6 protein-coding genes, 1 other RNA gene and 1 pseudogene are annotated in these 8,262 nt (G+C 41.2%); 2 read left to right on the forward strand and 6 right to left on the reverse strand.

Annotation, left to right across the window (positions count from 1 at the left end; translation table 11 throughout):
- Window positions 1-210: 210 nt before the first annotated feature.
- From N693_RS0106220 to N693_RS0106235, 4 genes are read right to left on the reverse strand one after another with little or no spacing between them, the layout of a single operon-like run.
- A complete protein-coding gene (locus N693_RS0106220; RefSeq protein WP_025783940.1) occupies window positions 211-2,073 on the reverse strand; it encodes an ABC transporter ATP-binding protein in 1,863 nt (620 codons plus the stop codon).
- Window positions 2,070-3,794 carry an ABC transporter ATP-binding protein gene (locus N693_RS0106225; protein WP_025783941.1) on the reverse strand — a complete coding sequence of 575 codons (1,725 nt, stop codon included), beginning with the start codon at window positions 3,792-3,794 and terminating at the stop codon, window positions 2,070-2,072. The genes N693_RS0106220 and N693_RS0106225 overlap by 4 nt, the downstream gene beginning before the upstream one ends.
- 1 nt (window position 3,795) lies before the next feature.
- Window positions 3,796-4,875 (reverse strand): cell wall metabolism sensor histidine kinase WalK, encoded by a 1,080-nt coding sequence (locus N693_RS0106230; RefSeq protein ID WP_025783942.1) that lies wholly within the window; start codon window positions 4,873-4,875, stop codon window positions 3,796-3,798.
- A complete protein-coding gene (locus N693_RS0106235) occupies window positions 4,872-5,549 on the reverse strand; it encodes a response regulator transcription factor (RefSeq protein ID WP_025783943.1) in 678 nt (225 codons plus the stop codon). Before N693_RS0106235 ends, N693_RS0106230 begins: the two co-directional genes overlap by 4 nt.
- Before the next feature lie 193 nt (window positions 5,550-5,742).
- Here N693_RS0106235 and ssrS point away from each other — a divergent pair.
- Window positions 5,743-5,933: non-coding RNA, 6S RNA (gene ssrS / locus N693_RS19935), on the forward strand.
- A gap of 192 nt (window positions 5,934-6,125) precedes the next feature.
- On the opposite strand, the gene N693_RS0106240 is transcribed toward ssrS, so the two are convergent.
- The gene (locus N693_RS0106240) at window positions 6,126-6,683 is read right to left on the reverse strand and encodes a helix-turn-helix domain-containing protein (RefSeq protein ID WP_025783944.1); all 558 of its coding nucleotides are present in this window, start codon (window positions 6,681-6,683) and stop codon (window positions 6,126-6,128) included.
- A 123-nt stretch (window positions 6,684-6,806) separates the two neighbouring features.
- Between N693_RS0106240 and N693_RS0106245 the strand changes: the two genes are divergently transcribed.
- Window positions 6,807-7,385: a LysE family translocator gene (locus N693_RS0106245; protein ID WP_051508693.1), complete on the forward strand. Its 579-nt coding sequence runs from the start codon at window positions 6,807-6,809 to the stop codon at window positions 7,383-7,385.
- A 492-nt stretch (window positions 7,386-7,877) separates the two neighbouring features.
- Here the strand turns inward: N693_RS0106245 and N693_RS19940 are convergent.
- A pseudogene (locus N693_RS19940) lies at window positions 7,878-8,077 on the reverse strand (IS5/IS1182 family transposase); the annotation flags it as partial.
- Window positions 8,078-8,262: the final 185 nt, after the last annotated feature.

Genomic DNA, 8,262 nt, shown 5'->3' on the forward strand with positions numbered 1-8,262 from the left:
AGAGTTATCCGAACTTGGTAACATGAAACCCAAACACGAGCCAATGACGCCAAACAAACGGGACATATCCGAAAGGGATAGATCCTATTAATTGAGTAAGTTAATAAGAAAACCAGCGCCTAAATTTTACAGGCGCTGGTTTTGCTTATGAAAAAATAGTTAGTATGCGCAATGATATAAAGAAAACCTACTTCACCAACAGCTCCTACCTCATACCGCAGGATTCGATGAGAACTGGCTATTGTAGAGGTCTGCATAGAAGCCATCTGCTTCCAATAACTCGTTGTGCGTACCTTGTTCAATCACACGTCCTTCATCCATCACCAAAATGAGATTCGCACCTCTGATCGTTGAAAGTCTGTGTGCAATGACAAAGCTTGTGCGCCCTTCCATTAACCGATTCATCGCTTGTTGGATGAGCAATTCTGTTCGTGTATCCACACTTGACGTCGCTTCATCCAAAATCATTATTGATGGATCTGCTAAAACTGCTCTGGCAATGGTGATCAGCTGTTTTTGTCCTTGAGAGATATTGGATACCCCTTCGTTCAGAATCGTGTCATAGCCTTCAGGGAGTGTTCGGATGAAGTGATCCGCTCGCGCAGCTGTTGCAGCTTCTATAATCTCTTCTTCTGTTGCTTCCTTCTTGCCATACGCGATGTTTTCTTTTATCGTTCCATTGAATAACCAAGTATCCTGCAAAACCATTCCAAAAGTCGTACGGAGATTTGTTCTAGACATCTCTCGTGTATCAAGCCCATCAATCTTAATTGCGCCACCATTCAGCTCATAGAAACGCATTAGTAAATTGATTAACGTTGTTTTACCAGCACCTGTTGGACCAACAATGGCAACGGTTTGGCCAGGTTGCACGTGAATGTTCATGTCTTCGATTAATAACTGATCGCCATATCCAAAATCGACATGTTCAAACTCGACTTCCCCTTTGGCATCTTTCAAAGTTCCAATCGTAACATCCTGGATTTCTTCTTCTTCATCCAACAGTTCAAACACACGCTCTGCTGCTGCAACGGTGGACTGAATGATGTTAGCAATGTTCGCGGTTTGCATGATGGGCTGTGAAAATTGACGAGTATACGTGATGAACGCTTGAATATCACCGATTGAAATCGCTCGTTGTGTAACAAGAATTCCACCTACAATACAGATCAGCACATATCCAAGGTTTCCGATTAGTGACATCATCGGCATGATGATACCTGAGACGAATTGTGCACGACGCCCTGCATCATATAATTCCTCATTCACTTCAACAAATTCCTCAATCGCCTTTCTTTCGTGTCCGAATACTTTCACCACTTGATGGCCAGTGTACATTTCTTCAATATGCCCATTCAATTGTCCCAATGTGCGCTGTTGCTTTGCAAAATACGTCTGCGAACGCTTAATGAGTGGTCGAATAACAAAAATAGAAAGCGGTAGACTGACAAGTGCGATCAACGTCAACCATGGACTGATTGTTAGCATCATCACAAGTATTCCAACCAACGTGATTATGGATGTGATGAATTGCGTAATACTTTGTTGTAACGTACTTCCAATCGTGTCAATATCATTTGTTACACGACTCAATGTGTCCCCAACTGGGTGTCCATCGAAATATTTGAGAGGTAACTTTTCCAGTTTATGATTCACATCTTCCCGCAAATCATAAACCGTTTTTTGCGATACACTCGACATGATGAATTGCTGTAAGTAAGTGAATACACTACTGAATACGTATAGACCAACTAACAAAAGTAATATTTTGCCGAGTACATCAAAGTGAATCATTGCTCCAGGAACACCTGTCAGTTTTCCGTAGGCACCTGTAAAGATTTCTGTGATGGCATTCCCCATTATTTTTGGACCAGCAATGCTAAATAACGTACTGAGGATAGCTGCGATGAACACCGCAATCAATTGATTTCTACGAGGCTTTAAATATCCGAGCAGACGGCGTAACGTTCCTTTAAAGTCCTTCGCCTTTTTACCAGCCATCATCATGTTGCCTCCGCCATGGCCACCCATCGGACCTCCACCACGTGCGGGTTGTTGTCTCTTCTCACTCATGCGATTTCCTCCTCTGCAAGTTGAGATTCGACGATTTCTCGATACACGTCATTCGTTTCAAGAAGCTCTTTGTGTGTACCGACTCCAGCGAGTTGTCCCCGATCCAATACAAGGATTTGGTCGGCATCGATGACCGTACTGACACGTTGGGCAACAATTACAACTGTAGCATCTTTCGTTTCCTCTTTTAACGCCGCTCGTAAATTGGCATCTGTTTTATAGTCGAGCGCTGAAAAACTATCGTCAAATATATAGATATCTGGTTTCCTGATGAGAGCCCGTGCTATAGACAACCGTTGCTTCTGTCCACCTGACACGTTCGATCCGCCTTGTGTGATTTCAGATTCATATCCATTTTCCATTTTCACAACGAAATCTTCAGCTTGAGCAATACGTGCTGCATGCTCTATTTCTTCTTCCGTTGCCTCCTCTTTTCCGAAGCGTATATTCTCTGCAATCGTGCCTGAGAACAGCGTCGCTTTTTGAGGAACAAAGCCAATCTTCGAACGGATCTCGTCTTGAGAAGATTCTTTACTATTGACTCCGTTTATACATATCGAACCACTGGATACTTCGTAAAATCGAGGAATTAGATTGATCAATGTCGTTTTACCAGCACCAGTACCTCCGATGATTGCTGTCACTTCTCCCGCTTTTGCTTTAAAACTAATGTCCGACAGTGCAGGTTCATCCGCACCTGGATAATAGAATGACACACGGTCGAATTCCAATGTTCCCGGTTCTTTATCTGCTTTCAAAGCCCCTTCATCCAAGAAAGTCGGCTCCATTTCAAGTACTTCGTTAATTCGTTTCGCCGAAACTGCTGCACGCGGGATCATAATGAACATCATAGATGCTGTCACTAGTGAGAACATGATCATCATGACATATTGGATATATGCCATTAAATCACCGATTTGCATGCCACCACTGTCAATGCGGATACCACCAAACCAGATGATCCCTACAACAGTCAAGTTCATAACGAGCATCATCGTCGGCATCATGAATGCCATCAATTTGTTTACCTTAATAGAAACATCCGTCAAATCCTTATTTGCATTTTGAAGACGCTGTTGCTCATCTTTTTCACGATTAAATGTACGAACTACCCGGATTCCCGTTAAGTTTTCCCGGAAAACCAAGTTGAGACGATCGAGCCTCTTTTGTACAGTTTGGAATAACGGAACTCCTTTTTTCAATATCAACGCGATTGTCAAAATTAGCACCGGCATGACCGCTACGATAACAAGAGACAGTTTCGCATCTTTTGAAAGCGCCATAATCAGACCACCGACTAACATGATTGGCGCACTAATGACCATGCGGAGCATCATAATGACCACTTGCTGAATTTGCGTAATATCGTTCGTCGTTCTAGTGATCAAAGACGCTGTTCCAAGTTTGTCAAACTCTTGTAGTGAAAAACTTTCAACGTGACGGAATACTTTGTGTCGAATGTCCCGCCCCATCCCAAGCGCCGCTTTTGATGAGAAATAACTAGCCACAATCGCTGCCAGTGCACTTACTGCAGTGACACCGAGCATGGCAGCACCGATTTTCCAAATATATGGGATATCCCCAACGACTACCCCTTTATCTATAATGTCCGCCATCAGCGTTGGGAGGAACAAATCCGCCATGGATTGGATGAAGACCAATCCAACAATCGCTACAACGAGCCACTTATAGACCGATAAATTTTTCAATAATTTAATCATTCTATTGACTCCCTACTTGATTTTCTATTTGCCCATTTGAAATCGGCAAGTGAATGGTGAAAACAGTTCCCTCATCAGTCTCGCTTTCCACCATAATCGAGCCTTCGTGCATATCAATAATCTTCTTCACAATCGACAAACCGAGCCCGCTTCCACCGAGAGCACGGTTTCTGGATGGGTCCACTTTGTAAAAACGTTCAAATATGTGCTCTTGATGATCCGAACTAATTCCGATACCAGTGTCTGAAATTCTCACTTCTGCAATTTCATTTTGTTTACGTAGCTTGACTGCAAGCATTCCTCCATCTGGCGTGAATTTAATGCTATTTGTAATGAGGTTCAGCCATACTTGATCCATTAGCTCTTCGTCTGCATGCACTTCGAATTCATCTAACGAAATGTCCAATTGAAGCGACTTCGCTACCCATTGCGGCTCACAGGAAAGAATCACATTCCGAATTTGCTTATCCAATCGATAAGACTTCAAGTCAAATGGATATCTATCCGACTCCATGGAGGTTAGCTTGAGTAGATTATCACTCAAATGACCAAGCCGTAAGCTTTCCGTTTCAATGATATTCAAATAATGATTTCGCTCTTCAGAAGTCAATTCACTTCGCTTCAACACCCTTGCAAAGCCACTTATAGAAGCGAGCGGAGATTGGATTTCATGAGAAACATTGGAAATGAATTCTTGTCGCATCTCTTCAAGCTCTTTCAGTTCCACTGCCATATCATTAATGCCTTCCACAAACTTTTCAAAAGGATGGTTTTTCGCATGCCCAAACTGGTGATTCAGTCGAACATTAAAATCACCTGCTGAGATTCTTTTCATCGCATCGATGATCGAAGTGAGAAATTCTAAACGTTTTGAAGCTCCCGCCGAGGATATTAACCAAATCGTTAGGAAGAATAAAATGATTGTTAGGATTGTTTTAATAAACCCCATACTAAAATCATTTAAGTGTAAGTTGAATGCATCACTGACGTACGGAAATCCGAAGTTCACAAGTGCTGAGTAGATAAAAACCATTATCCAAAAAGTACAAACCACTTTGATGATATGGATCGTTTTTTTCATGTGATTGCCTCTAAGCGATATCCTAAACCTCGGACTGTTGTAATTTTTAGATCCGTTCCATCTGAGGTAGGTAGTCGCTCTCGCAAACGATTAATATGAACGTCCACGGTCCGATCCGTTCCTTCATAGTCATATCCCCATATCGTTTCAATCAACTGTTCTCTCGAGAATGTTTTACCTGGATAACTTGCTAACAAAAAAAGTAATTCAAATTCCTTAAGTGGAAGTTCCAAACTTTCTCCAGCTAGTTCCATCTCGAAGGTTTTTCGATTCATGGATAGACTTCCCACGATTACAGTTTGCGAAATCGCGATTCGATAGCGTTTAAGTAAAGCTTTGACCCGTGCGACCAACTCAACAGGTTCAAAGGGCTTGACGAGATAATCGTCTGTTCCTAATTCAAACCCTTTCACTTTTTGAGTAGTATCTCCTTTCGCAGTAAGCATTAGCAATGGCATGTCATACGATTTACGTAACTCACGACACAGCTCCCAGCCATCCATATTCGGCATCATGATGTCCAATATGACCAAATCCGCCTTGAATGTCTCAAGTTCTGATAACGCTTCTACACCATCACAAGCAGTTGCGATTTCAAATCCTTCAGGGAGTAAAAAGAGTTTGACGAGCTCCCTCATATGCGGATCATCGTCTACAATCAACACGTTTGCCATAGATAGACCATCTCCTCTACACTCATCCGTTACCTATTGTAAGTAATCTTCCTCTGCTAACTCGGTTTTATCATAATACACAATTGTAAACTCAGTATAAACTCATCAAAACTTTTCTTTCCCATTCTCGTCTGACCAACACACACACAAACATTACCATTGCATTTCGGCGTGTGTAGCAGTAAGATAAGTACATAAGCTGCATTGTTCGTATTCCCATAAAGTTTTAACCTTTAAGCTGTAAAAGGGAGTTTTATATAGGCTGGGAATGACACGCCGATCATTTATGGTCGGACAGACAGGAACAGTTCTGCGAACACCCACTTTGAGGAGTGGTGGTTTAAAACTTTCTATGAAATGTAATACGGCAAAGGCGGCCTACAAACCGCTTCATATCAATATTTGAAGCAAAGCATCTTCCTTCGGGATAGATGCTTTTTTTGTGTTTATGTCACTAGGGATATAATTCTGAGCTGTCCTTATTTTAGCTCTAGTTCCTTAAATAATTCATAAATTTTCTATAGAAGCTAACTTAAAATCGTTGAGAAATCATCGTGATATTCAAGCTTGGTTGACCTACATGCTCGGATAATTAATCGTCATATTGACTCTGGTCAATTCATTGCTTGGATTGTGATACGCGTGTTTACAGTCAGCTTGAAATCTAATGGAGTGATCTTTCTCCAGTAAGTAGGTTTCCCCTCGTATCGTCAATTCGAGCTGTCCATCAAATACAGTAATGTATTCCTCTGTGCCTTCATGATGAGGTTCCGCCAATAAATAACCACCCGGTTCGATTTCTACCATGTATATTTCAAACTGCTTATCATTTTCAAAAGGAAAGTATGGATACACTCTATACTTCCCATCATTCTCCGGCAATTCCAATATGTCTTCTTTTGACGTAACCGTTACTTCATTCGTAGATTCCTTAATCAATGAAGTAAAAGAAACCTTTAATCCATTCGCTATTTTCCACATGGTCGTTATCGATGGAATCGAGTCTCCACGTTCTATTTGGCCTAACATTGTTTTACTAACTCCAGTTAACTCCGAAACTCTATCTAAACTATAGTTGTTAGCCTTTCTAAATGCCTTCATATTTTCAGCAACCACCACATGTATTTCTTTCACCTTGTATCCTCCATTTCTCGTTTACATTATAACGCACATAAAGTACACTATATAGCACAATGCGTTATCTTGTGCTTTTTGTTCACTATAGCATACAAAGAGAGGGAGGCGAATATCATATCAATGTTGTCACTAGTGGTTTATGCTTTTGTTGCAAGTTTCACACCCGGTCCTAATAATATTATGTCGTTGTATTATGCCAATAAATTCGGGTTGAAAAGGACATTCAGATTTTGCTTAGGGGTTGGTCTTGGATTTTTCATTTTACTACTATTCGCAAATTATTTTAGTGTTGCATTAAATTCTGCTTTTCCTAAAATCGAGTTATTCATGAAATTATTTGGTTGTCTATATTTACTGTATCTAGCTTATAAAATCATTACGAGCAAACTTGATGAAGAACAACAATTTAATAATCGATACAACAATCTCATGTCAGGCGCCATGTTGCAATTCATCAATCCTAAAGCAACTATTTACGCTATTACAGTCACATCAACATTCGTGACGCCTATATATCATAATTATTTGACCCAGTTTTATTTTGTGATTTTGTTAGCGATAATCGGATTCTTAGGGACATTCAGTTGGAGTTTGTTTGGAGCATTATTCAAGGAATTGATAGCTAAACATCAGACGATTTTCAATATCATCATGGCTATGTTACTTCTTTATACGGCAGCCACGATTTTGTTTCACTGAAATGTAGTCCTGCAAAAGCGGTCATAAAGAAAAAGCATCCTCTACATATAGGATGCTTCAGACTATAGACAAAAGGGATGGAAATCGACTTGATTTCCATCCCTTTTGTCTATTGGCATCGTTGACTCCGGAAATGAGGGGTAACATGCCGTTTATCTCCGTTCCGGACGGCGCTTTCCGGGGGCTTGCCCTCAGCCTCCTCGTCGTTTCACTCCTGCGGGGTCTTCGCGCTGCGCTGATCCCCAGGAGTCGCCGTCCTGCACTTCAATCAACTGAATGTCTCAGGACACATTCACATCATTCAGACAAACAATTCAATTTGTGGCTCCAAGTTCAGTTGACAAGACTAACTAGATGTAGCAGAAGACTTAAGACACCTATATGGAATCCAAGAAGTCTATGGAAATTTAAAGACACAATTGAACGCGTTTTACCGAATCCAAAGAGAAGCATGGTATACGATGGACAACCCTAAGTGGGTTTAGGGGATTAAATAAATGACATTTTATTGAGAACAACAGGGTCTATGCATGGTCTCCTGAGTAGAGAATATAAATCTGCAACCAATGGATAAATGAAGGAAAATCAATTGCTGCCTCTAATTTACGAACCAGATGGTCTTGCAGAATTAACTGTTTGATCGTAAGCAGTTCCATCTGTTCTCGTTCATTAACTTGATTCTTCATCATCATTTCCATTACCTCATTTGATAGTTGGGAGATCCTGTTGATTGTAGCGGAGAGCGGCGACTCCGGAGGGATCAGCGAAGCTCGAAGACCCTGGACTGAGCAAAGCGAGGGAAGCGGCTGAGAGCAAGCCCCTCGGAAAGCGTCCGCTCGCAGCGGAAATCAACTTTTCATAGTTAATTCTATTGTAA

This window comes from Sporosarcina sp. D27 (assembly GCF_000586555.1).
GTDB lineage: Bacteria > Bacillota > Bacilli > Bacillales_A > Planococcaceae > Sporosarcina.

Coding starts and splice junctions, on each gene's coding strand:
- N693_RS0106220 (WP_025783940.1), bottom strand. CDS start 2,073: ATGAGTGAGAAGAGACAACAACCCGCACGTGGTGGAGGTCCGATGGGT.
- N693_RS0106225 (WP_025783941.1), bottom strand. CDS start 3,794: ATGATTAAATTATTGAAAAATTTATCGGTCTATAAGTGGCTCGTTGTA.
- N693_RS0106230 (WP_025783942.1), bottom strand. CDS start 4,875: ATGAAAAAAACGATCCATATCATCAAAGTGGTTTGTACTTTTTGGATA.
- N693_RS0106235 (WP_025783943.1), bottom strand. CDS start 5,549: ATGGCAAACGTGTTGATTGTAGACGATGATCCGCATATGAGGGAGCTC.
- N693_RS0106245 (WP_051508693.1), top strand. CDS start 6,807: ATGTTGTCACTAGTGGTTTATGCTTTTGTTGCAAGTTTCACACCCGGT.